Consider the following 22,656-nt stretch of genomic DNA (forward strand, 5'->3'; position numbering starts at 1 on the left):
AGTGATCATGAATAAGCAATCGCTATGCCAGAGAGCCAAATGGCATAGTAATGGGCGTTAGCGCTCAGTATAGAGCAGAAAATAGAGAAATGATGCATCAAAGTGGTGCTTTGCGTGTTGTTGTGCGTTGTTTTGGTGCATAAGTGTGGTGCGTGATTGTAAGTTGATGCAGCCACTTTACCTACGCTTTTTCTGCGCCCAATAGCTGACTCATTACGCTTAGGTGCTATAATCGCCTTTTAATTTGAATGCGCCCAACTAACATGAAATTCGTAGTAAAGTTCTTCCCTGAAATCACCATCAAAACTAAACCTGTCCGTAAACTTCTTATTAAGCAGTTGGGTCAAAACATTCGCAATGTGTTACTTAAAGTTAGCGCCGATGCAAAAATGCGCAATCTTTGGGATTCCATTGAAGTTTGGACACCTGAAGACGCCAGTGACGCGGTCAATGACAGCGTTTATGGGGCATTGGTGTGCATTCCGGGCATTGCACACATTAATAAGGTGGTTGAGTTTCCATTAGTCGATCTAGATCAGGTGATAACAGATACGCTGAGTGTTTGGGGGGACGCGCTCAATAATAAAACCTTTGTTGTTCGGGCTAAACGAACCGGCAAACACGACTTCACTTCTGTCGATTTAGAGCGTTATGTGGGCGGTGGCATTAATCAACGATCAAATGCTAAAGGCGTTGACCTACATAACCCTGAAATAACCATCAATCTAGAAGTTCGTGATCAACGCGTGTTTGTCATTGATCAACGACGAGAAGGCCTTGGAGGGTTTCCGTTAGGGACGGCCGGCACAACTGTTACGCTGGTCAGCGGTGGCTTTGACTCAACAGTGGCTACCTATCAGATTATGCGTCGAGGGATAAAAACTCACTTTTTGTTTTTTAACTTAGGCGGTGCCGCGCATGAAAACAGTGTTAAGGAAGTTATCTATTATCTATGGAAAAAGTATGGCAGTTCGCACCGTGTGAAGTTTATCTCTGTACCATTTGAAGGGGTTGTCGAAGGGATATTAGATCAGGTTGAAGATCGCTATATGGGTGTTGTGTTAAAGAGAATGATGATGCGGGCCGCCAATAAAGTGAGCGATAAAGTTGGCACCGATGCTTACGTTACTGGTGAAGCCATAGCGCAAGTATCTAGCCAAACCATGATGAATCAGCGCTTGATCGATGATGTCACGGATCGTATGGTTATTCGACCGCTGGCCGTGACAGACAAGCAAACCATAGTTGATGCTGCGCGTTCAATTGGGGCCGCGAGCTTTGTAGAGCGAATTCCAGAATATTGTGGCGTGATTTCAAGAAAGCCAAATGCCGCCTGTAAAAAAGCGGATGTAGAAGCTGCAGAATCGACCTTCGATTTTAACTTGCTAGAACAAGCGTTAGAGTCGGCTAATGTTGAATCGATCGAAACCATGAAGTGGCAACCCACCTCTGAAATAGATCATGCGGTGTCAGCTAAGATTGATCGAGAAACGGCGGTTATTATCGATGTTCGACATCCAAATGATATTGAGCAGCAGGCGTTCAAGTTGGAAAACCATGAAGTAATTAATATTCCGTTTTACAGTATTAATAAGCGCTTTAAAGAGTTGGACTCAAGTAAAGAGTATTTATTGTATTGCGATAAAGGCGTGATGAGTAAGATGCACGCACTGCATTTGAGTGATGCTGGCTTTAAAAATGTCGGGGTGTATCACGACGATTCGCTTTGATCGGCTAGGGTGTAACCATTTTTTTCATGATGTTTACGCCAATAAAGCGCTTTGTCGGCACGGTTGTAGAGGGTGTCAAAATCTTCACCGTGCTTAGGGTAAAGCGCTACGCCCATCGAAGCACTAGAGTTAAACGAATGATCCTGCCATTTAACCGGTTCAGATAAGCCCAAAAGAATCTTTTGAGCAAAGGCGTCGATATCGTTCGGGTTGTCTAAACGAGCAATGATGATAAATTCATCTCCCCCTAAACGGGACACTGTATCGTTTTTACGAACATTGCTCACAAATCGCTGAGCCAACTCTTTAAGTAACGCATCACCGGCAGGGTGCCCGTATTCATCGTTAATTTGTTTAAAGTTATCAAGATCAATAACAATGAGTGCCACCACCTTTTTATCTCGCATGGCCTGGCTGGTGGTCTGTTCAAACCGATCCGATAATAATAGCCGATTAGGCAGTTTTGTCAGTGGATCATGAAAAGCCAATTGCTGATAAATATTTTTATCGAACTCGAGTGTTTTCTCTTTCTGTTTAAAATCGGTAATGTCTTGGACTGCGCCGTATAAATATTTTTTATTGTTGCCAGTTTCATAACCGGTTTGTGCACTGACGCGAATCCAACGCTCTGGTTCAAACCCAGAAAGCTTCAACTCAACTTCTTGATGCGTGTCACTGATGAACGCTTCTTTAACCTTTTGAACAATCATTGATTCAGAGTGCGGATCAAGGACTTTAGAAATACTTTTCACGGTTAAACTGTAAGAGCTTGGTATCGATAAAATTCGATAGGTTTCTTCAGTAAAAGTGAATTCTTGTTTTTCTATATTGAGTTCCCAGCCACCGACACGCGACATTCGACTGGTTTGACGTAATAGATTTTGTGAATGTTCGAGTTCTTTAAAAGTATTCCGATAATCTGAAATGTCTCGAATGATCACCCAGCTTCCGATAATGTTACCGGCCGAGTCTTTCATGCCGCTGGCACGAATACTGATTGGAATGCGTCGGCCGTTTTTACTCAAGACTTCTTTTTCGACAATATCACTATAGCCACGTTCGGCAACTTGCTTAGCCATTAAGGCATCTACCTCTTCCCAGCCTGCCGGTGTAAATTTGCGGTAGTCGAGATCTCTAAGCTCTTCCTGGCTATAGCCAATAAGCTCTAAATAGGCACGGTTCGCGTATTGGATTTCGTCTTTCGGCGACCATAATGCGATAGCGTCAAAGCTGTTCGAAAATAATGAGCGAAATCTACGTTCACTTTCTGCAAGGCTATCAACTAGCCTGTCGCGTTGTTCGTTGCTACGTGAAATAGACCAAACACCCTCGGGGTGGCCGCTTTCAGAGCGGATCAATACAGTTCGAATCGAAACAGGAACCAGTCGGCCATCGGGCAGTTCAAAATCTTTTGAATAAACATCAGAGTAGCCACGGGCTAACAGTTGGTCTCTAAAAATAGATTCTTCACGCTGTATATCGTGGGCAGGCGTGATCTCTTTATAAGACATGCCGACAAGCTCTGCAGAAGTCCTTTGAACCATATCGCAAAAGGCTTGATTGGCAACTTCTATAATGCCCTCGAAGCTAGAGTAGGCGATCGCATCAATGGATTTTTCGAGCAACATCTCAAAGCGTTTTTTCTGGCGACGATACTTCTCTTCTTCGGCTGAAATTGGGTGGTAGATACACCATGCGCCACTGTAAGTGTCTTCGTCATCGTAATGAGGAAATAATTGCACGGATACATTTGTAATAGAGCCGTCGGCGCGCTGAAGTTGCTTTTCAAAAGGTTCGATAAATCCAGAATCAACAAATTGCTGCATTTCTTTCGCGGTTAGTTCAAAGCTGTGTTTTGCATTGAAATAGGCAAAATGCCGACCGATGATGTAATCCCTATCAAAGCCCAGCATGGTTGCGAACTGCTGGTTTGCTTCAATGTAGTTGCCTTGGACATTGGTTAAGGCAATTCCGTCTCTGTTATTTTCAAATAGAGTCTTAAAATGAGATAGGGTGGCATTCAGCTTTTGTTGTAATTTAGTGGCGTGAGATAAGTCGGCTATAAAGCACCAAAAATACATATGGTTGCCAATATCGAACGGGGTCACACGAATTGAAATCGAGGTTTGTACGCCTAAGTTTCCCTTTAAAGTTCCTTGAACGGCCAGTGTCTCGGCACTTGAAAGCCAGTCAGAAAAAGACCCGGCAATCGTAACCACATCGTCAATAGCCACTGTAGCAATGGCGGTGTCGTGCAAGCCAGTTAGCTTTTTAAAAGCTGAATTCGTTGATATTATTTTGAGTGATTCATCAAATAGTGCAATACCATCTGGAGAATCATCAAAAAGCTGAAGCCAGGCGTTCTGAGGTAAGGTAGTTTGAAGCGCATTGGCTTTTTCGAGCTTTAATTGATAACCGACAATTTCGTTGTCAACGGTGAGCTTTTTTACAAAAAAGGAACTGACTTTTTCGAAACCACTGAAGTTTCCAAGTACGGAAATACGTCCTGTTACGAGCCATTGCTTTTGGTGTTGAGTTGCTTCCGTGAGCCACTCTAAATTAGGGGCTTCTGATGTTTGGGAAACTAGTAATTGTTGTCCAATAATAGCGCTGCTTTCAACCCTAAGGAATTCAGCAAGGGTCTGGCTAATAGCTTGAATTGTCCCTTCTTTGGAACAAAGGATTGCCAAACTGTCACTGTTTGTGAAAGCTCCTAGGTAGAGTGACTGAAGATGAGTTTCAGGCATTCGGCAATCCTATTGCATGAGGGTATGTCGCTTAATTAGTGGTAGCGTTTTCCACTTCCGCTTTATTCTGTGCAAACAGCGCATCAAAATTTACTGGCGCTAGCATTAAGGCTGGGAAGCTGCCTTTGATCACTTGTGCATCAATAGCTTCACGAGCATAAGGGAATAAAATGTTTGGGCAGTATGCGCCAAGCATTTGGTCACGTGTTTCTTCTGGGAAGCCAGATAGGGTAAAGATGCCCGCTTGTTGAACTTCACATAAAAATGCAGTTTCTTCTTCTAGCTTTGCGGAGACTGTTAAGGTTAAGACAACTTCAAACACACCTTCATCTAAAACACTGGTGCTGGTGTTTAAATCTAACTTGACCTGTGGCTTCCATTCTTTGCGGAAAATGGCTGGCGAGTTTGGGCTTTCAAATGATAAGTCTTTTAAATACAAACGCTGGATGCCAAATTGAGGTTGTTGCTGTTCAGTCATGGGACTTCCTAATATCTTATTATAGTTTCAATTGCGTAGCAGGCAATTTGGGTATTTCGGGTGCTCATTGAGCGACCTAGTTCAAAAAAGGGTGTTGAGCATTAGATTAACGAAATATTGTCATCGTTGTCGAACTTAAGTGACATATTACCTAAGTTTTCAACGCATGCCTTTATTGTGGATATTTCGTTATTAATAATGGTAGTTTTCCGCCTATTATGCCTCGTCTAGCAGTATATTAAGCTTGCCAGATCGTTCTAGTGCATAAAGTTCATCGCATCCGCCCACATGGGTTGAACCAATCCAAATTTGTGGAACACTGGTCCGGCCACTTTCTGTTGTCATTTTTTGACGCAGCGCGGGTTGGCCATCGACTTTTAACTCTTCATAGCGTACTTTTTTTGAATCGAGCAATTGTTTAGCTCGAATACAAAAAGGGCACCAATCTGAAGAGTACATTTTTACGGTTGCAGTCATTTTGAGGCTACCTTTTTACTTTTTAACCAATGGCAAGTTGCTGTTTTGCCACTCTAAAATGCCACCGCGCAGTTTAAATAACTTAGAGAAACCTTCTTTAGCCAAAATTGCACCGGTTGCGCCAGCCGTTGTGCCTGTTTTGCAAATCAAAATAACAGGCTGGTCTTTAAAGGGTTCTAATTCACCAAGGCGTTTTTGAACATCTCGGGCTGGAATGTTAGTCGCATTGGGTAGGTGACCTTTATTAAATTCGTCTTTTGCGCGAATATCGATCACTTTAGCGTCTTCATTATTAATTTTTTGGGTTACCTGCTGGGGTGATAAAGCGAGGCCACCGCGGGCACCTTCTGTCTTCATAAGCAAAATAGCTAAGGCAATCCAAAGTGATGTAAGAATCCAGTGGTTTACGGCAAATTCCAAAAGCTGTTCTAACATGGGTCAATCTCTAGACAATAAAAAAGAGGCCGCAGTATACACAAGCTGTCCACTTCTAACACCTGTCTTCATGCCGAAAATTGCCTATTATCATGCTCGGTTAATTTAAATATTCGTAATTTTTAACAATTACAACTCGCAGTTTGTCGCTATTTTAGTACACTATTATGTAATTTTCCTACATTTTGGTTTGAGAGGCTTTGGATCATGGCAACAGGTAAAACCGCGGTATTACTGATTTTAGATGGATTTGGCTACAGCGAGACATCTAAATCAAACGCAATTGAACAAGCGAATACACCCAACTGGGACCGTTTATGGTCTGTTTACCCTCATAGCTTGATTCAAACGTCTGGCATGGCCGTAGGACTTCCCGATGGACAAATGGGGAATTCAGAAGTCGGTCATATGAATCTAGGGGCTGGCCGTACGGTTTATCAGCAACTAACAAGAGTCACAAAAGCCATTAAAGACGGTGATTTCTTTGAAAACCCTGTGTTAACTGGGGCGGTCGATGCGGCGCTAGATGCAGGCGGCGCGGTACATATTATGGGGCTGCTTTCGCCAGGCGGCGTTCATTCACATGAAGACCATATTCATGCCATGGTTGATCTAGCGGTACAACGTGGTGCGAAAAAAGTTTTTGTTCATGCCTTCTTAGACGGACGAGATACTCCACCTCGCAGTGCTTTAAAGTCTATTGAGGCTTTAGAAGCTAAACTAGAAAAACTGGGCGTTGGCGGTATTGTTTCGCTAATTGGTCGTTACTACGCAATGGATCGAGATAATCGCTGGGAACGTGTTCAGGCTGCTTATAATTTATTGTTTAAAGGTGAAGCGGATATCGTAGCCAGTACGCCTATGGATGCGCTGCACGCTGCCTATGAACAAGATAAAGACGATGAGTTCATGCCGGCTGCATCTGTTCGTGCTGATTCAACAAACCCTATCACCATTAATGACGGTGATGCGGTTGTATTTATGAATTTTAGACCCGACAGAGCGCGTGAATTGGCCCGCGCAATTATAGACGATGGTTTAGAATCGGATCTAGATCGCAGTGTTCGTCCTAAGCTATCGAGCTTTGTTACCTTAACAGAGTACGCCGGTGACATCCCGTGTGAAGTTGCATACCCGCCAGAGAATTTAGTGAACACCATTGGCGAAGTTGTCGCTAATAGTGGCGGCAAGCAATTACGCATCGCTGAAACTGAAAAATACGCACATGTAACCTTTTTCTTCAGTGGCGGCCAAGAAACTGAATTTGAAGGTGAGAAGCGGATTCTTATTCCTTCACCTAAAGTGGCCACTTACGATTTGCAGCCGGAAATGAGCGCGCCAGAGGTGACTGAGAAGTTAGTCGATGCGATTGCGTCAAAAGAGTTCGATTTAATTGTTTGTAACTACGCCAATGGTGATATGGTTGGTCATACGGGTAAGCTCGATGCTGCAATAAAAGCCGTTGAAGCTCTTGATACAGCGGTAGATGCTGTGACAAAAGCGGCATTGGCAGCCGATGCTGAAGTGCTTATTACCGCCGATCACGGTAATGTTGAATTGATGGTCGACCCTAAAACGGGCGGCGCTGTGACAAGTCATACACTGTGCCCTGTGCCTTTAGTGTATGTCTCTAACGACAATGTAAATGCCGCTCTAAAAGACGGTGCATTGTGTGATATTGCACCAACATTGCTGAAAATTATGGGCAAAGAACGTCCCGAGCAAATGACGGGGCGCAGTTTACTGGGGTAGCACCCTTTCCGGCAGAATAAGTGTTGCGCACTTATTCTGCCAAATGTGATCGATGCCTTTAGACAATAGGGGATTTCTTGTTACTATGCAGTCCCTTTATTTTGCTGTTGAATTGTGAATACTTTACTAAAGAGCTTGCTCGTTACAGTTATTGCGCTCATCGCATCGCTTGCTATTGCCGATGATGTGGCCGAACAAAAAAAGAAGCTTGAAGCACTGAATAAAGAGTTGCTGTCGCTGCAATCAGACCTGAGCAGCAAGCAAAAAGATTTAACTTCGCAACAAAAAGCCTTAAAACAGGTCGAAGTTGAAATAGGTGTCGTTCAAAAAAAAGCACTTCAGCTCAACGGAAGAATTGAACAATTAAGCGCCGAAGTTCAAGCAAATGAGCAAGCAATCTTCGAGTTAAGTGAAGCACTTGATAGTAAACAAGACGTCATTGCTTCTATTTTACGTCTTGCTTACACGCAAAATAATCAACCCCTTATCAAGCTGTTATTATCTGGGCAGCGCCCAGAGGATTATGCGCGGCAATTGTATTATTTTTCGATTCTCACCGATTACCAACAGCAAACTTTGAATCAGTGGGTACAGGAAAAGCGTAAACTCGCGGCCTTGAAGTCGACAATAGAACAGCAACGTGATGATCTTGTCTCGCAAAGTCAGTTGCTCTTAGAACAAGAAAAGCAATTAAAGTCTCAAAAGAATAAGCGTGCTCAAGTGCTGGCTAACTTATCGAAAGAAGTCGTCAGTACAGAAAAGCAAATTCAACGTAAAGTTACAGAGCGCGAGGAACTATCGACCCTGATTAGCGACTTGCAAGAAAAGCTCGATGCCTTTAGCTTAGAGTTTCCAGACGCTGAAGATATTCGTAAATTAAAAGGTAAATTAGCATGGCCGGTCACTGGCAGGCTGCTCAACAGCTACAATGGTGTAATAGATGGTAGCCAATTAAAGTGGCAAGGTGTCACCATTGCGGCGCCGGCCGGTGATCCGGTACGAGCGATTCAAGCAGGGCAAGTTGTGTTTGCTGATTTCTTCAGAACTCATGGCTTATTGATTATTATTGATCACGGAAACGGCGTTATGACGCTTTATGGGCGAAATCAATCACTGCTTAAAGAAGTTGGCAGCTGGGTCGAGACAGGTGAAGTAATCGCCTCAGTTGGACAGTCAGGCGGGCACAGTCGGTCTGGTCTTTATTTTGAATTAAGAAACAATGGCCGCCCCGAAAATCCATCGTCGTGGCTGAAAAAGAGGTAAATTACCTTGAGTGAACAAAATCAAACATCAGATGTTAAAGGAACCATTATGAGACTCATTCGAAATCCATGGCTTACGGCAACGACCGCTTTGGTTATTGGTATTGCAGTGGGGTTTACCTCACAGGTTCATGCCGAAAATGAATCACGTTTGCCAATCGATGAAGTTCGTTTAATGTCGCAAATACTTGAGCGCATCAAACAATCTTATGTAGAAGAGGTGACTGATGAAGAGTTATTTGAATCGGCCATCGAGGGTATGTTGTCTGGTCTAGATCCTCACTCAGATTACTTGACGCCCGATGATTTCAAATCTTTAAGAGAAAGCACCAGCGGTGAGTTTGGTGGCTTAGGCATCGAAATTATTTTAGATGAGACAGGGTTTGTTCGTGTCGTCGCGCCAATTGATGATACGCCGGCGTTCCGAGCGGGTATGCAAAGTGGTGACTTGATTACTAAAATTGACGAAACGCCCGTAAAAGGGATGACGATTAATGATGCTGTCTCTCTCATGCGCGGTAAGCCAGGAACGGACATCGTATTGACCATTGCGCGTGAAGGCGAGAACGGTCCTTTAGAAGTCGAAATTACGCGCGATATTATTAAAATCACTTCCGTTCGTTCACGCATGCTTGAAACCGGATATGGCTATATCCGTATCTCTCAATTTCAGGAGCGTACTGGCCCAGACTTCGTCAATGCGATAGAAAGCTTGCGCGATGAAGCTAATGGTGAGTTGAACGGTTTGGTTCTAGATCTACGTAACAACCCGGGTGGTGTTTTACAGGCGTCTGTTGAAGTAGTTGATGCATTAATCAGTGAAGGGTTAATAGTGTACACCGAAGGCCGAACAGCGAACTCCGATAGCCGTTTCACAGCCCGCAGCGCGAACCCAAGTGAAAACGTTAACTTGGTTGTGTTAATTAACGGTGGTTCAGCCAGTGCTTCGGAAATTGTTGCCGGTGCCGTTCAAGATCATAAACGTGGCTTAATCATGGGCACGCAATCGTTCGGAAAAGGCAGTGTACAAACCATTTTGCCACTCGATAAAGACCATGCCATTAAACTAACAACAGCGCGATACTACACACCAAGCGGACGCTCAATTCAAGCCCAAGGTATTGTGCCTGATGTTATAGTCAAACCTGGCAAACTCACTCAACAAGATAGCGAACCTTATTATAAAGAAGCCGATCTGGCCGGCGCGTTGAATAATGATCAAGAAGGTGGCACAGAAGCTGACAGTGAAACAGAGCAAACCGAAGCGGATTTAGCAGAGCGAGATTATCAGCTGTATCAAGCATTGACCTTGTTGAAAGGTATATCGTTTTTTAAATGAAGCTAAGTATTACCATCGTTAAACTCATTGCGGTGCTGTTGTTCAGCACCGCAAATGCGAGTGCCAGTGGCAGTATCACATTAGTACTAGATGATTTAGGCAATCAACTCTCGGCTGGTAAGGCCGCCATCGACGCAAACTTTGTCACAACGGTTGCTGTGATGCCTGGCCGACCTTACAGTGAAGAACTAGCACGATATGCACACCGTAATAAATTAGAAGTCATCGTGCATGCCCCGATGTCTAATACCACTGATTTCCCGTTAGGACCATTTGGTTTAGATAAACGAGATGGTCGTGCAGCCTTGGAGCAAAATTTACACGATGCCATTGCCAGTGTTCCTTATGCGGTAGGATTATCTAATCACATGGGCAGTCGCCTTACTCAAGACCGAGAAGCCATGGATTGGGTCATGGCGGCACTAAAACCGTATCAGTTTTATTTTTTCGACAGCCACACGGTTGCAAATTCGGTGGCTTGGCAAGCCGCTGATGACCATCAAATACCTTGGGCAAAACGGCAGGTCTTCTTGGATCATCAAAAAGACAAAGCATTTTTAAACAAACAATGGCAATTAGCCTTGAAAAAAGCACGGCAAGGGCACCATGTGCGGGTAATTTGTCACCCTTATCCTGAAACGGTGGCATTTTTGAATCAATTGCCTATCGACGATTTACAGGGCATTCGATTGCTCCCTCTGTCTGCAACTTTAAACCATCCAGTAGCTATAAGAGCCGATCGGAATATACCCCAGGGAATATAAAGTTGCCTGAAAAGCGTTTTTTTTGATTAAAAGACATCAATTAAGTTGCGGTTCAGCTAAAATCTGCGAAACTTTTACCTAATCTATAAATAACTAAAATACTTTGGAGAAGTAAATGAACCGCATTGGAATCGCTTTTATTGCCACCATGCTTGTATTATCAGGGTGTGCTACCTTAAGTGAAGATGAGTGTTTAACAGCCGATTGGTATCAAATTGGCTACGAAGATGGTGCCAGAGGGTATCCAGATACTCGCATTGCTTCTCATCGCGAGGCCTGTGCAAAGCACGGTGTAGCACCTCAATTTCGCGATTACTTAGATGGCCATAGTGAAGGCGTTCTCTCTTTCTGTACGCCACGCAATGGTTTTGTACAGGGCCAAAAAGGGTATCAGTATACGGGTATTTGCCCACCATCTATTGAAGGTGAATTTTTAGACTCGTACCAAGCAGGACGCGAAATTTACTCCGTTCGCAGTGTCGTGAGTAGCTTGCAATCTGAACAGCGTAGCAATGAGAATAGAATCAGTTCTCTAAAACAGGCCTTAATCGACGCTGAAGCCGCAATGTTTGCTGCAACTACACCAGAAGAAGAGCGCCGTAATATCTACAACAGCATAGGTCAAATGCAAGAAGAGCTAGGCGGTTTAGAGGAACGCAATAAGCAACTTATTGTTGAAATTGCGCAAGCACAAGCACAGCTTCGAATCCTCGAAGAAAAGTATGCCTACTACTGAGTTTAAAGTCGGCGGTGGCTGGATAGACAGTCACTGCCATCTCAATGACCTATCAAACTTAGATCAAAACCTAGAAGATGCTGCCCAGCATCAGATTGAATCGTTTGTCATTCCAGGAACGATGCCCGCGCAATGGAAAGACGCATTCACCATCCGCTCTCCACAAGTATTCTGTGCCGCTGGCACACACCCTTGGTATGTTACTAATCCAACTCAAGACATTGAGGCTTTAGAGCAATGGCTAAAAAATCAACCCGCAGTGGCCGTTGGTGAAATAGGGTTAGATTACTATCAAGGTAAGACGCCTCGACCAGAGAAATTACTTCAGTTAGAAGCCTTTGAAGGCCAGCTTGAACTCGCAAAACATAACGAACTTCCCGTCATTCTGCATTGCGTAAAAGCGCATAACGACATGCTTCAATTGTTGAAAAAGCATGGCGTCCATGGTGGCGTTGTACACGCTTTTTCGGGTAGCGCCGAACTGGCGCAAAGTTATGTCGCGTTAGGGTTGCATATCGGTGTTGGCCCTATGATATTGAAATCACCTAAAACACTCCAAGCCGTCAGTAAAATACCGGTTGAAAAAATATTGCTAGAAACTGACGCACCCTTCATGGCTTCGCAACCTTTAACCGAAGCTAACCCTCTTTTAGATTTGTTGCGGGTGGCTGAAGCATTGGCCGAGCAAAAATCGATCACCATGGACGAGCTTCAAAACCAAACAAAGTTAAATACTCAAAAATTGTTTGGAATTAATTCGCAATTAAAATAGTTCGCGTATTACCTGATAATCTTATTAAATTAGATGTTTGAAAATACAATAGCACGAAGCTATGAAGCAGCGGTGCTGTACATATGGGGCCATTATTGCCTTGGATGCCAATAACTAGCCCTCATGAATGGGTTTACAGCGCCACTTTTTTTACGGTAACTCAGCAAACTAAGCTTGCAGATAACGTCACCCAGTCGGGCCGTTCACTCTGGCAACTTCTCGCCACAATACCGACAGTAATCTGATTCAACTTCATGGCCGTTTTTACCGCAGCCGACACACCCTCGAACATCGCGTTTTCGTACAATGGCCTTAGATAACTCAGCGGTGTAGATGCCCGTAGGCACAGCAATGACAGCGTAGCCAATGATCATCATCATAGACGCGATGAGTTGCCCAAAAGCCGTTGTCGGTGTTAGATCCCCATAACCGACGGTGGTCATGGTAACAATTGCCCAATATATGCTGCGTGGGATGGAGGTAAAGCCATTGACTGAGCCTTCCACCAAATACATGACGCAGCCGAACACAACCACTAGAGTGCAAATAAAATATAAGAACACTATGATCTTGCGACGACCCGCGACCATGGCTTCGGCTAGAGTTTCTGCTTCGCGAATATAGTGGAACAACTTTAAAATTCGGAAGACCCGTAAAATTCGGAATATTCGAATAACCAGCAACGAATTCGCGCCCGGTACCAACAGGGATAAATAAGTTGGAATAATAGACAGTAAATCAATGAGGCCATAAAAGCTCAATGCATATTTTAACGGATGTCGAACGCACACTAATCGCAAACCGTATTCAACGGTAAAGGCAATGGTAAACACCCACTCGACAATGTATAAGTTTTTACCAAGTGGGGTGTTGATAGAGACAATGCTCTCAAGGATGACGGCCGACACACTTAATAAAATAGCAATGATAAGAATAATGTCGAAGGTTTTCCCCGGCTTTGACTCTGCACCAAAAATAACGTCATTTAATGTGATTCGCCACTGAGCCATTGGCTCAGTATCGGATTTCAACACATGAAATTTACTGGTACGCAATTCATCCATCAAAACGCTTCACCCACAGTAATAGCAAAATTAAATGACTCAAAATCGACAAAACCCACATCCAGACGGACATTGAAACGGTCTGGTGTTGTCGCAAATCGAATGCCGCCCCCTATACTGTAATGAAAGTCAGACAATGCAAACTGGTCTAAATCTGATGCAACTTGGAACGTGTCGGTAAAGACAACCGCGGCCCACCGGTTTGAAATTGCCTTTCGAAATTCGGCTTGCGCCCCCACACTAGCGTTATCAATCCAGCGTTGGCCATTCGCACCTCGTAAGGTTCCATCTCCACTAGGTCTTGGTAAATGCGTGAAAGGGGTGTCTTCGGAGGCCAATGATAATTGCGCGCTAAAAGCAAACACATCATCAGCAATCGAGAAATAATGAGCTGAGCGAGCATTCAATAAAGAGAAATTTGCATCGCTACCCAAGCTAGTAGGATACAAATCCCAAGTTGCTTTACTCAAATTCCCCTGGGTTGGCCAATCTATGTTGTCTCGTTTGTCATAAATCAATTCGGCACCGACACCAGAATAAAGCCCGCCATTTGCACCAATAACGTTGGCGTCAATTAAACTGCTCTCACTGCCATCCGGGTCGGCTATGTCTTCTATTTCATGATTTTCAACTCTTAAACTCGCGCCAATGCGAATATCAGGCGTGATGAGGTAATTCGCAGTAATACTGCCCTCAAGTGTTGTATTAGCATACTGGTCGGCTTCTTCCTCAGTCGCATTTCCTTGGCCAAAGTAACCACTTGGCCAGTATCGACCGCCCAATTTCCCTTTTAGATTCCATAGGCCTCCGTCTAAAAACATATTAGGCCAAATGTAGGCCTGATATTGGCCTTGGGTGGTGCCTTGCAACAACAGCTCTAAACGATCTTGTGGTTGATCGGCTGATGTTTGCTCAAAAATACGCATAACATAAGCACCGTATTGAAAGCCTGTTTCCGGGCTAGAGCCTACGGCAGGTAAGGGTACCCAAGCAGCGGGCTTAAGTGAATCTGCGCTGCTCAGTGCAGCCATACAAATTATTGGTGCGAGAAATAACTTTTTCATAAACGAGCCTGATTTCTTATTTTATGGGGATTACTATGTTAAGTACGCAATCTCTTGTCAATGCTGGTGTATTAATGACTCAATCAAGGCTACAATTTTTACACTTATGACGAAATGTGATCATTCATGGATAAAGAAACAGAGATTAATATTTGCGCCTTAGGCGATGGCTTCGTAAAAGGCGTCGGAGACTCTAAAAACCTCGGTTGGACGGGACGCTTAATCGCCGATGTGACGCAAGAGCATGGTCTTGTTAATTATTATAATTTGGGCATCCCTAAAGAAACGTCACTCGATGTTGCTAAACGAGTTAAAGAGCTTGTACCAAGAATGAAAAAGGGAGCCGACAATCGTTTAATACTCAGTTTTGGGGTTGAAGATACATTGCAGGTCGACCATAAAAGTATTGTGTCGAACCAAGATTCTGTAAATGCGCTGGAGCATCTCATTGCTCAAACTAGGCGGCATGTGAAGTTAATTATGGTTGGGCTTCCGCCAGTTTATGATCCGCAACGAAACACTAAAGTACGCCGCCTTAACGGCCTTTATCGCGATTTGTGCTCTAAAAATCATGTGGCGTTTATTGATTTATTTCACGCGCTGACCGATAACGTAGAATACAAGCGAGATTTAGCCACCGGCGATAAAATTCACCCACACGATGTTGGCTACGATAAAATTTTCGATCTAGTCTCAAACGATCGCTCGTGGTGGTTTGGTTAATGCCTTCAACACTGGCTGAGCCTGTTTACTGTGAGTTAGAGATAAAAAAGAGCCGGTTTTTAACCTGGTTAGAGCCTGTAGCGAGTTCAGAAGATGCTAAAGCTCGTCTAACTAGCATTCGCAAACAATACCCTGATGCCCGTCATGTGTGTTTCGCATTTTATGTAAATGGGTCAAGTGGTTTAAGCGACGATGGGGAACCTTCTGGAACGGCCGCAAAACCTATGTTTAATGTTATTGCACATAACGATTTAATCAATGTGATGGCAATTGTGGTTCGATATTTTGGTGGCATTAAACTGGGTGCAGGGGGGTTGGCAAGGGCATACGGTGGCGCTGTTGCGCAGGCGATGACCTTAGCCAATGTTGTGAAGGTTGAGCGTAAGTTTACGCTAAAATTGACATTCGACTTCGCGCTCGAAAGCCAGGTTCGGCGTGTATTAGCACCTTTTTCTATAGAGCTTGAAAATCTTCAATATACCAGCACTGTATCGGCAGTCGTAACGGTATCTGAATCGACAAGTGCAGAGGTGCTTTCACAGTTACAAAGCATTGCCCCTGGCAGTTCCGCACTTGTTATCGACTGTGACGATCCGGAAGCGGGGCTTTAAAGCCCACCCCTCGATGGGTGTGCGGAATATTAATGGCATCGGCAATGCTGTGCATACAGGTGTCGGCCAAACTCTTGCGCTCTAAATCTCTGGTCTGGACGACAGGTAACAGCTGGACGGTTGCATCGGTTCTCCAGCGGCCTAAGACTCGCCAAATATTAGCAGCCATGGTTTCATCTCCGAATCCGATTTCGATCGATGATTGGCGGTGAAGTTGATAAGAAATTGCGACAGGCATAACAGGTACGTCACTGTCTATGGCCGCTGCAAAAAGCCGAGGGTGAAACTGCCTAATTGAGAAACCATCGCCTGTCGTCGCTTCTGGGAAAAAGCTCAAACAATGATCACGATCCAAATAGACCTTCATGAGTGATCGAACTTGTTCAATTTGTCCGCTGCCTCGCTTAATAAAGAGGGTACCGCCACGATGTGCAAGCCAACCAACAACGGGAATGTTTTTCACCTCGGCTTTCGATAAAAAATAACAAGGCAACACGCTTCCCAAAACGGGAATGTCTAACCAGCTTATATGATTGCTGGCCACTAAGGTTCCGCCTGCTTGAACCTCGCCAATACGGGTTACATGTACATTCATTACCACTAACAATGAGCGGAACCAGAGTTTAGACACCCAAAGTTGAGCCCATTTCTTTCCCACTAAAGAATCTATGGTGGTCGCGATAATAATAAGAAAGACACCAAACAATAGTACGAACACCAGTAACAATATCCGAATAAACTTAAGAACTAACATTAACACCTGTACAAAGCCTGTGAGAAAGGTCGCAATGTACCATTTTGATCGAAAGTTGGCATTTAAAATGGGGTTATTGACGTGAGTCAATATAAGAGATCCAAAATATAAGATAATTCTAATATTGAATGTTTTGGATGCAATGTTATGACTCGTAAAATTTTAATAGTTGGTGGGGTTGCAGGAGGTGCGCCTGCAGCGACACATGCTCGTCGTTTAAGTGAAGATGCCCAAATAATTGTTTTTGAAAGAGACAGCTTTATTTCATTCGCTAACTGCGGTTTACCTTATCATATTGGTGGTGAAATCGAAGAAAGAACAGCGCTGTTGGTACAAACACCAGTATTTATGAAGGCACGATTTAATATAGACATTTGTATTAAATTTGAGGTGTTGAGCTTGGCTACGCTCCGCCATTTGGCTCAGCAAAAGATATTATTAATCGAGCGGGTTTCGTAGCGAGTAACTTAACCCCTACAAGGCATTGTTGTTTACTAGGAAACGACTTAAACTGGTCCAATTCTTATCAACAAAGCCTTAGTGGGCTGTCAAAATAAAAAGGAGGCTCCATGCAAGCAATTGCAAACACATGCGTATTAGATTACGCATTTTTCTTCGGAGACCGTTCTGCAGCATTGTCGTCGTTTATTTTATAAACGCACAGATGTGCTGCACCTTACAATCGGGTTCATGAAACCGCATCTGTGCTGTCGTAATTTGTCAGTATAGGTTTTATATGTCTCTTATTTCAGTTTTAAGTATTTCGTATCAAGCGGGCACTAAACGTCTGTTTAGTGATTTGTCATGCCACATCGATTCGGGTGATCGCATTGGCGTGGTTGGTCATAATGGTTGTGGAAAGTCGACGCTGTTGAATTTATTGTTAGATCGGCACAGTGTGGATGATGGCCGAATATTGCGCCAGCGTGGTCTAAAAGTCGGTGTTGTTGAGCAGTTTTTACCAGACGAAATCAGTTCCTTGTCGGTCTTAGCTTGTGTATGTGATGCGCTACCTAATGAAGAAAGAGCCACTTCACAATATGTAGTGGAAGCTCTTTTACTCAGGCTTGGGTTTGATGAAAGCTTATGGCAAAACACAATAGACCAACTCAGTGGCGGACAAAAAAACTTAATCTTATTTGCCCGTGCCATTATAAAAGATCCAGAAGTATTGTTGCTCGATGAACCCGGAAACCATATGGACTCTAGTGCCATGCATTACTTAAAAGGCTATTTATCTTCAAGTGATGCTCCCAGTTTTTTAATGATCTCACACGATCGTGATCTGCTAGATAGCGTTACGACAAAGACTTTTTGGTTGCGAGATGAACGGCTGTATCAGTTTAAATTGCCCTACAGTGAAGCAAAACTAGCCCTACAAAAACAGGATGAAGATGCACAAAAGCAACGCATAGCCGAAGAGCGTGAAGTCACTAAATTAAAAAAGAGTGCGAAGCGATTAGCGCAATGGGGCAAAGACTATGACAATGAAGACTTGGCTCGGAAAGCCAAAACCATTGAGCGTCGGGCTGAAAAGCTAGAGCAAGATTACACCTTTGTTTCGGCGGGCTCAGGATTATCTCTGCAAGTCGATGCGGAATTGTTACGCAGTAAGCAAGTGTTAATTCTAGAAAACCAAGACATTTGTAACCCGATTGGTGATCCGCTGTTTCACGTTGAGGAGCTGGTCATGAGACCGGGAGATCGAATCGCTTTATTAGGCGTAAATGGCGCCGGTAAATCAAGTTGTATTGAGCATCTTATGAACGTGTTTCGATTACCTGTTGGAGAACAAAGCTGTACTCGCTTTAATCCTAATGTACGCATTGGTTATTTCGATCAAGAGCTTGAACAATTTAATCAAACTATTGGGATTATGGATTGGTGTCGTGAACAGTCGCAGGCCAGTGAAGAAGATATTAAGCAGACCTTAATTCAATGGGGCTTTCCTTATCAAGACCACAATCGTGCCGTTAATGTGCTTAGCGGGGGAGAGCGAGCCAGATTATTATTGCTTACCTTTCAGTTGGATCAACCGAATGTGCTCATTATGGATGAGCCCACCAACCACATTGACTTACAAGGAAAAGAAGAGCTTGAAGCTAACTTAGTGGAACAGTCGATGACGTTGCTATTCACCAGCCATGATCAACGGTTCATTGAAACGGTGGCTACGCGATTCTGGTGGATTCGCAATGGGCAACTTATTGAAACGCATAACCCTGAAGATTATTTTGCAAGTTTAGATGTAATGGAACATGCCTCGAGTTCTAAATTGGAGAAACACAACGAGCCGCTCAACGTTGAAAAACCAGCCCTTTCCGATGATGAAATGTTATTAGAGCGCATTCTCGAACTCGAGTCACTTTTAGAGGAAGATAAGCAGCGCAAGGCTAAGTTCCAAAAACCTAAGTTGCAACAGCAGTGGCAGCAGGAGTTAGATGAATTGAACCATAGGTTAGACAGTTGAAATATTTGGCACATTATTCTGAACCATTAAAAGCTCGCATTAGCGAGCTTTTATCGCGAGATCAACTTGGGGATTATTTGCTGGAAAAATATCCGGAAGTCCACAAGTACTCAACCGATAAAGCGCTTCGCCAATATGTATTTGAACTGAAGAACCGATACTTAAAAAAATCCAATCCAATTAGTAAAGTTGTTTATGACCCAAAGTTGCACGTGATTAAAAATGCGCTCGGAACTCATAGCTTTGTTTCGAGAGTTCAAGGGCAAAAGTTAAAAGCCAAAAATGAAATTAGAATCAGTACGCTTTTTAAACGGGTTCCTGAACCGTTTTTAGCCATGATTAGTGTGCATGAATTAGCGCATATCAAAGAAAAGGAGCATAACAAAGCTTTTTACAGTTTATGTGAGTACATGCTGCCTAATTATCATCAATTGGAATTTGATGTGCGGGTATACTTAACCCAAGTAGAAGAGCGCCAAGATATATACAGTCGTTAGCGGTTTTGCAATTGGGTTACAGCCCAGTCAATGTGTTCGTCAACTAAGTCTGATACGCTTCCTTTTTGGCTGAGCAGCATTTGCACGGCTTCAGGGTAAGGTTTACCGTTGCCAATGGCGATTGCGATGTTTCTTTGCCACTGCTCAAACCCGATACGGCGAATCGCACTGCCTTCAGTTTTTGATAGAAACGTTTCCTCATCCCATGAAAAGGCTACTAATAAATCTAAATTGTCTAAATTGTGACGAACATTATAATCAGACTCTTCAGTCTTTGGAGCCTTGTTATTGTGCGGGCATACCAATTGGCAATCGTCACATCCATAAATGCGGTTACCCATTTTACTTCTTAAATCGGTCGGTATTGAGCCTGAGTATTCAATGGTTAAGTAGCTGATACATTTACGAGCATCTAACACGCCGTCTGCGACAAAAGCATCGGTCGGGCAGTCTACTATACACTGATTGCAACTGCCGCAGTGGCTTTTGGGCAGCGGTGGGTCTATGGGCAAGTCTAGATCGGTCATCAGTTCACCTAAGAAGAACCAGCTTCCAACGCCAGGAACCAGCAGTAAACTGTTTTTACCAATCCACCCCAAACCCGATTGTTCGGCTAATTGACGCTCCATAATGGGGGCGCTGTCTACGAAAGCACGATAACCATGATGCCCAGCTAAAGCTTCTATCGCTTTGCCAAAAGAAGTGAGACGCTTGCGCATAACTTTGTGGTAATCGCGCCCGAGAGCATATCGCGCAATATAGGCTTTGCGATCATCCTTAAGAACATCGAAGTCATTTTCACAGTTGGGGTGGTAATCCATACGTACGGTTATCACCGTTTTTGTGCCAGGGTGTAGCTCGCTGGCATCAAAGCGTTTATCTATATTGCGCTCCATCCACTGCATGGTGCCATTGTAGCCTGCCGCTACCCAATTTTGGTATTGCTCCAGATGTTGGGATGCAGAAACAGGACTGAAGCGGATATCTGCAAAACCGAAGCTTTCTGACAGTGATCGAATTTGTTCAGGCAGGGTTAAGTCACTGTCTGTTGAAATAAGGTCTGTGTTTTGTGAGTCTGACATCGGTAAATTTACGGTGGATTCATCAAATTTTGAATCTCTAATGATACACTGTTGTGCGTTTGACTGTTAAAAAGAGTTTAGAGTGAAAGCAACGATTACAGAAATGGACATGCCAGCTTTTGGTAAATCAATAGGAGAGGCGTGCCGTACGGGCAGTATTCTCTACCTGAATGGTACCTTAGGGATGGGAAAGACCACTTTAAGCCGTAGTGTTATTCAAGGGCTGGGTTGGTCGGAGTCGGTTAAAAGTCCAACCTATACGCTAGTAGAGCCGTATGAACTCGACAATTTAATCGCCTATCACTTCGATTTGTACCGTTTAGCAGACCCAGAAGAACTAGAGTTTATGGGGATTCGAGATTACGATGCGACAAACGCTATTTGGTTAGTAGAATGGCCAGAAAAAGGGACTGGCATGTTGCCTTGCCCAGATATCGTGGTGCAGTTTACCGATGCTACAGACGCTAGACAAATTGAATTGCAAGGGCATTCTGATCGTGGTGAAGCTCAAATTGAAACTATTCGTAACGCCTGGGAGGCTTAATGTTTAGAGGTGTTATCTGTGCGTGTTTGCTGAGTTTGTGTAGTGTATTTGCGCAAGCAACCACAATGGAAGGCGCGCGTATATGGCCATCTCCAGACGTCACTCGATTGGTGCTCGATTTATCTGGTCCGGTAGAACACTCCATTTTAGTACTCAAAAACCCAGATCGTGTGGTTCTAGATGTAAAAAACACCTCCTTGAAAGGTTCATTAGACCATCTTGATTTAGCCGATACAGGTGTTCGGCTTATACGATCCGCAAAGCGCAATAACAATGATTTAAGAATTGTCCTAGATATGACTGAGTCAATGTCTCCGCGGAGCTTTAACCTGCCCCCAAATGAACAATATGGGCATCGCTTAGTTGTCGATTTAGAGAGACCCGTACTTTCTAATACCGGTGAAAAAGTGGTGCCTACGCCTACGGTAAATTTATCGGTCGATCAGGTTAGTAATCAGCGGCGCGACATTTTGGTCGTAATCGATGCAGGGCATGGTGGTGAAGATCCCGGTGCGGTTGGACCTAATAAAACATTAGAAAAGCACGTAGTGCTTGCCATCGCTAAACAGGTGTATCAGCAACTAGAAGCACGCCAAGGGTATAAGCCGTTATTGGTTCGAAATGGGGATTATATCGTCGCTTTAAAAAATCGACGGAATTTCGCACGTGAAAAAAATGCCGATATATTTGTTTCAATTCATGCCGATGCGTTTAGCAGTGCTTCAGCTCGTGGTGCTTCCGTTTATGCATTGTCTAATGGTGGCGCGACTTCATCCATGGCGCAATATTTAGCCGACCAAGAAAACGCGGCCGATGTGATTGGCGGCTTAAATGGCGTTAGCCTCGAAGATAAGGATGATGTGCTCAAGCAAGTATTGGTCGACTTATCGATGACAGCGACCATGCAAAGCAGCTTAAACGTGGGGGCATTGGTATTAGAAGAAATTGGACGATTCACTAAACTTCATGGCAACAGACGCGTGCCAGGCCAGGCTAATTTTGTTGTATTACGGGCGCCGGATGTGCCTTCTATATTGGTTGAAACTGGCTATATCAGCAACCCCATTGAAGAAGCCAATTTAGGCTCTCCTGCTTATCGTAAAAAAATGGCGACCGCCATCACCAATGGCATTGTACGGTACTTTGAATCACAGCCTCCGGAAGGCAGCTGGGTCGCTTGGAAAAAACAGCAAAGCCAAAGCGTTAAAAAATATGTCGTGGCAAAAGGTGACACCCTGTCGGGTATTGCGGTTAAAAATGGCGTGTCATTGCAGGCATTAAAGTCGATCAATAACATCAGTGGATCAACGATTAAAATCGGGCAAGTGCTTATCTTGCCCCAAAGCTAACAGGGT

24 protein-coding genes are annotated in these 22,656 nt (G+C 43.9%); 15 read left to right on the plus strand and 9 right to left on the minus strand.

Translation table 11 applies throughout. The features are described 5' to 3' along the window. Positions 1-5 precede the first annotated feature (5 nt). Entirely contained in the window at positions 6-176 is a 171-nt protein-coding gene (locus QWZ13_RS06750) for a hypothetical protein (protein WP_290281083.1), read from the minus strand. 87 nt (positions 177-263) lie between these two features. Between QWZ13_RS06750 and thiI the strand changes: the two genes are divergently transcribed. Next, the gene (gene thiI, locus QWZ13_RS06755) at positions 264-1,730 is read left to right on the plus strand and encodes a tRNA uracil 4-sulfurtransferase ThiI (RefSeq protein WP_290281084.1); all 1,467 of its coding nucleotides are present in this window, start codon (positions 264-266) and stop codon (positions 1,728-1,730) included. On the opposite strand, the gene QWZ13_RS06760 is transcribed toward thiI, so the two are convergent. The 4 genes from QWZ13_RS06760 to QWZ13_RS06775 form a co-directional block, all read right to left on the minus strand. Then, positions 1,712-4,477, minus strand: a complete 2,766-nt coding sequence (locus tag QWZ13_RS06760) for a PAS domain S-box protein (RefSeq protein ID WP_290281085.1) — start codon at positions 4,475-4,477, stop codon at positions 1,712-1,714. The two genes, thiI and QWZ13_RS06760, sit on opposite strands and share 19 nt — an antisense overlap. 31 nt (positions 4,478-4,508) lie before the next feature. Beyond that, on the minus strand, positions 4,509-4,955 hold the full coding sequence (gene secB / locus QWZ13_RS06765; RefSeq protein WP_290281086.1) for a protein-export chaperone SecB: 447 nt from the start codon (positions 4,953-4,955) through the stop codon (positions 4,509-4,511). Between the two features lie 216 nt (positions 4,956-5,171). Next, entirely contained in the window at positions 5,172-5,432 is a 261-nt protein-coding gene (grxC, locus tag QWZ13_RS06770; protein ID WP_290281087.1) for a glutaredoxin 3, read from the minus strand. Positions 5,433-5,447: 15 nt separating this feature from the next. Then, positions 5,448-5,867: a rhodanese-like domain-containing protein gene (locus tag QWZ13_RS06775; RefSeq protein ID WP_216001203.1), complete on the minus strand. Its 420-nt coding sequence runs from the start codon at positions 5,865-5,867 to the stop codon at positions 5,448-5,450. 207 nt (positions 5,868-6,074) lie between these two features. Between QWZ13_RS06775 and gpmI the strand changes: the two genes are divergently transcribed. The 7 genes from gpmI to QWZ13_RS06810 all read left to right on the plus strand — a co-directional run bounded on the left by gpmI (position 6,075) and on the right by QWZ13_RS06810 (position 12,737). Further along, a complete protein-coding gene (gene gpmI / locus QWZ13_RS06780) occupies positions 6,075-7,619 on the plus strand; it encodes a 2,3-bisphosphoglycerate-independent phosphoglycerate mutase (RefSeq protein ID WP_290281088.1) in 1,545 nt (514 codons plus the stop codon). Positions 7,620-7,754: 135 nt separating this feature from the next. Further along, complete coding sequence (locus QWZ13_RS06785) at positions 7,755-8,882, plus strand: murein hydrolase activator EnvC family protein (protein ID WP_290281089.1); 1,128 nt, start codon at positions 7,755-7,757, stop codon at positions 8,880-8,882. Next, positions 8,883-10,220: a S41 family peptidase gene (locus tag QWZ13_RS06790; RefSeq protein ID WP_435407391.1), complete on the plus strand. Its 1,338-nt coding sequence runs from the start codon at positions 8,883-8,885 to the stop codon at positions 10,218-10,220. Next, on the plus strand, positions 10,217-10,984 hold the full coding sequence (locus QWZ13_RS06795) for a divergent polysaccharide deacetylase family protein (protein WP_290281091.1): 768 nt from the start codon (positions 10,217-10,219) through the stop codon (positions 10,982-10,984). Before QWZ13_RS06790 ends, QWZ13_RS06795 begins: the two co-directional genes overlap by 4 nt. A gap of 115 nt (positions 10,985-11,099) precedes the next feature. Continuing rightward, positions 11,100-11,720 (plus strand): DUF2799 domain-containing protein, encoded by a 621-nt coding sequence (locus tag QWZ13_RS06800; RefSeq protein ID WP_290281092.1) that lies wholly within the window; start codon positions 11,100-11,102, stop codon positions 11,718-11,720. Further along, positions 11,659-12,492: a TatD family hydrolase gene (locus tag QWZ13_RS06805; RefSeq protein ID WP_290281093.1), complete on the plus strand. Its 834-nt coding sequence runs from the start codon at positions 11,659-11,661 to the stop codon at positions 12,490-12,492. The genes QWZ13_RS06800 and QWZ13_RS06805 overlap by 62 nt, the downstream gene beginning before the upstream one ends. Positions 12,493-12,587: 95 nt before the next feature. Then, complete coding sequence (locus tag QWZ13_RS06810) at positions 12,588-12,737, plus strand: hypothetical protein (RefSeq protein ID WP_290281094.1); 150 nt, start codon at positions 12,588-12,590, stop codon at positions 12,735-12,737. On the opposite strand, the gene QWZ13_RS06815 is transcribed toward QWZ13_RS06810, so the two are convergent. Both QWZ13_RS06815 and QWZ13_RS06820 read right to left on the minus strand, forming a co-directional pair. Continuing rightward, positions 12,696-13,556, minus strand: coding sequence for an ion transporter (locus tag QWZ13_RS06815; protein WP_290281095.1), 861 nt, complete (start codon positions 13,554-13,556; stop codon positions 12,696-12,698). The genes QWZ13_RS06810 and QWZ13_RS06815 overlap by 42 nt on opposite strands. Then, the gene (locus tag QWZ13_RS06820; protein WP_290281096.1) at positions 13,556-14,620 is read right to left on the minus strand and encodes a BamA/TamA family outer membrane protein; all 1,065 of its coding nucleotides are present in this window, start codon (positions 14,618-14,620) and stop codon (positions 13,556-13,558) included. The genes QWZ13_RS06815 and QWZ13_RS06820 overlap by 1 nt, the downstream gene beginning before the upstream one ends. A 126-nt stretch (positions 14,621-14,746) precedes the next feature. On the opposite strand from QWZ13_RS06820, the gene QWZ13_RS06825 reads away from it, so the two are divergent. Together QWZ13_RS06825 and QWZ13_RS06830 are read left to right on the plus strand one after the other, a co-directional pair. After that, a complete protein-coding gene (locus tag QWZ13_RS06825) occupies positions 14,747-15,343 on the plus strand; it encodes a DUF459 domain-containing protein (RefSeq protein WP_290281097.1) in 597 nt (198 codons plus the stop codon). Continuing rightward, positions 15,328-15,954 (plus strand): YigZ family protein, encoded by a 627-nt coding sequence (locus tag QWZ13_RS06830; protein WP_290281098.1) that lies wholly within the window; start codon positions 15,328-15,330, stop codon positions 15,952-15,954. The genes QWZ13_RS06825 and QWZ13_RS06830 overlap by 16 nt, the downstream gene beginning before the upstream one ends. On the opposite strand, the gene QWZ13_RS06835 is transcribed toward QWZ13_RS06830, so the two are convergent. Then, positions 15,920-16,798, minus strand: coding sequence for a lysophospholipid acyltransferase family protein (locus tag QWZ13_RS06835; protein ID WP_290281099.1), 879 nt, complete (start codon positions 16,796-16,798; stop codon positions 15,920-15,922). The genes QWZ13_RS06830 and QWZ13_RS06835 overlap by 35 nt on opposite strands. Positions 16,799-16,855: 57 nt before the next feature. On the opposite strand from QWZ13_RS06835, the gene QWZ13_RS06840 reads away from it, so the two are divergent. From QWZ13_RS06840 to QWZ13_RS06850, 3 genes are all read left to right on the plus strand, one after another. Beyond that, positions 16,856-17,167, plus strand: coding sequence for a hypothetical protein (locus tag QWZ13_RS06840; RefSeq protein ID WP_290281100.1), 312 nt, complete (start codon positions 16,856-16,858; stop codon positions 17,165-17,167). A gap of 277 nt (positions 17,168-17,444) precedes the next feature. Then, positions 17,445-19,178: an ABC-F family ATP-binding cassette domain-containing protein gene (locus QWZ13_RS06845; protein ID WP_290281101.1), complete on the plus strand. Its 1,734-nt coding sequence runs from the start codon at positions 17,445-17,447 to the stop codon at positions 19,176-19,178. Continuing rightward, positions 19,175-19,675 carry a YgjP-like metallopeptidase domain-containing protein gene (locus tag QWZ13_RS06850; protein ID WP_290281102.1) on the plus strand — a complete coding sequence of 167 codons (501 nt, stop codon included), beginning with the start codon at positions 19,175-19,177 and terminating at the stop codon, positions 19,673-19,675. Before QWZ13_RS06845 ends, QWZ13_RS06850 begins: the two co-directional genes overlap by 4 nt. Here the strand turns inward: QWZ13_RS06850 and queG are convergent. Then, on the minus strand, positions 19,672-20,757 hold the full coding sequence (gene queG / locus QWZ13_RS06855; protein ID WP_290281103.1) for a tRNA epoxyqueuosine(34) reductase QueG: 1,086 nt from the start codon (positions 20,755-20,757) through the stop codon (positions 19,672-19,674). The genes QWZ13_RS06850 and queG overlap by 4 nt on opposite strands. A gap of 82 nt (positions 20,758-20,839) precedes the next feature. Here queG and tsaE point away from each other — a divergent pair, with 82 nt between their 5' ends. Both tsaE and QWZ13_RS06865 read left to right on the plus strand, forming a co-directional pair. Then, on the plus strand, positions 20,840-21,301 hold the full coding sequence (gene tsaE, locus QWZ13_RS06860) for a tRNA (adenosine(37)-N6)-threonylcarbamoyltransferase complex ATPase subunit type 1 TsaE (protein ID WP_290281104.1): 462 nt from the start codon (positions 20,840-20,842) through the stop codon (positions 21,299-21,301). Further along, complete coding sequence (locus QWZ13_RS06865) at positions 21,301-22,650, plus strand: N-acetylmuramoyl-L-alanine amidase (protein ID WP_216001187.1); 1,350 nt, start codon at positions 21,301-21,303, stop codon at positions 22,648-22,650. The genes tsaE and QWZ13_RS06865 overlap by 1 nt, the downstream gene beginning before the upstream one ends. Positions 22,651-22,656 lie beyond the last annotated feature (6 nt).

It is taken from the genome of Reinekea marina (assembly GCF_030409715.1).
Taxonomy (GTDB): Bacteria; Pseudomonadota; Gammaproteobacteria; order Pseudomonadales; family Natronospirillaceae; genus Reinekea; species Reinekea marina.